We start from the raw sequence: 1,113 nt of genomic DNA, 5'->3' as shown, positions 1-1,113 counted from the left end.
ATCAGGGCCGGCAGATGGTGTAGCAGTTCCTTCGGGGCCCTGGCGCGAACAGCGCCGGGGCCCCTCCACGCGTTCCACAGAGAGGTGCGATGACAGCAGACGACTCGTTCGGACGTCTCGATGACGACGACTACCCCGCCTACACCATGGGCCGGGCCGCCGAAGTGCTCGGCACCACCCAGGGCTTCCTCCGCGCCATCGGCGAGGCCCGCCTCATCACCCCGCTCCGCTCCGGGGGCGGCCACCGCCGCTACTCCCGCTACCAACTGCGCATCGCCGCCCGGGCGCGCGAGCTCGTCGACCAAGGCACCCCCATCGAGGCCGCCTGCCGCATTGTCATCCTCGAAGACCAGCTCGAAGAAGCCCAGCGCATCAACGCCGAACACCACCGCGCCGCCGAAACAGCGAACCCAGCGTCCGCGGCCTGAGAGGCCCAAGACCCGCAACTCCCCCAGACGCTTCGCGGTGCCGCCCACGGACGCTGCCCGGAACGCCTGTGTTCCGGGCACCTTCAGCCGGTAGCCGTCCCGGGCGAGACGGCCGTCGGTGGCCCGCCCCACCCCGCGCTCGGCTCCAGTGACCGCGGCGACCGGCGGCCCGGCCGTTCGGGCCACAGCCCCGACATCGGACAACTCGTGCTGCTCGGGTCACGCTTGCCTTCTCACAGAACGGTCGGCTTCGAATCAGCCGGATCCGAAGCGCACGCTACGGGCCGGCGCCGGCGGCGGCCCCGTTTGGTCCCAGGTGCTTCCGACACCGACGACGGCGAGCAGTTGCTTGCACCCGCCGTCGGCGTACACGAAAGCGGTGGCGTCCGTGTCGTTGGCCGCGTGAGCTGCTCCGCCGCCCAGAGGCAGGCACACGTCATCGGACGGGGTGGAAAGCGTGCTTGCCGCCCCGGTGTCGGACCTGCTGTACGAGAACTGCCCGTCCGCGGCCCGGGCGAGGCTGGTCAACGCGGTGAGTAGCACCGCAGCCCCACCGGCTGCGGCGACGGCCCTGACGATGGAATGCATCCTGTTCATGATCGGATAACGACTCAAGCGGGAAACGGTGACCTCCACACCGTGCCTTCACGCAATGTCAGTGAGACTGCTCAGACCTCGTGAAGTC

General features: G+C 69.7%; 2 protein-coding genes. One reads left to right on the top strand and one right to left on the bottom strand.

The window, feature by feature from the left end; genetic code table 11:
* Positions 1 to 89 precede the first annotated feature (89 nt).
* On the top strand, positions 90 to 428 hold the full coding sequence (locus tag AB0D14_RS45020; RefSeq protein WP_362791349.1) for a MerR family transcriptional regulator: 339 nt from the start codon (positions 90 to 92) through the stop codon (positions 426 to 428).
* A 255-nt stretch (positions 429 to 683) separates the two neighbouring features.
* Here AB0D14_RS45020 and AB0D14_RS45015 read toward each other — a convergent pair whose 3' ends face one another.
* A complete protein-coding gene (locus AB0D14_RS45015; RefSeq protein ID WP_362791347.1) occupies positions 684 to 1,016 on the bottom strand; it encodes a hypothetical protein in 333 nt (110 codons plus the stop codon).
* Positions 1,017 to 1,113: the final 97 nt, after the last annotated feature.

Origin of the sequence: Streptomyces sp. NPDC048484, from assembly GCF_040651415.1 — a bacterium.
In the GTDB taxonomy this organism is placed as follows: domain Bacteria; phylum Actinomycetota; class Actinomycetes; order Streptomycetales; family Streptomycetaceae; genus Streptomyces.
Note: the sequence above shows the minus strand (reverse complement) of the source record. Positions and strands in the feature narration are given on the sequence as shown.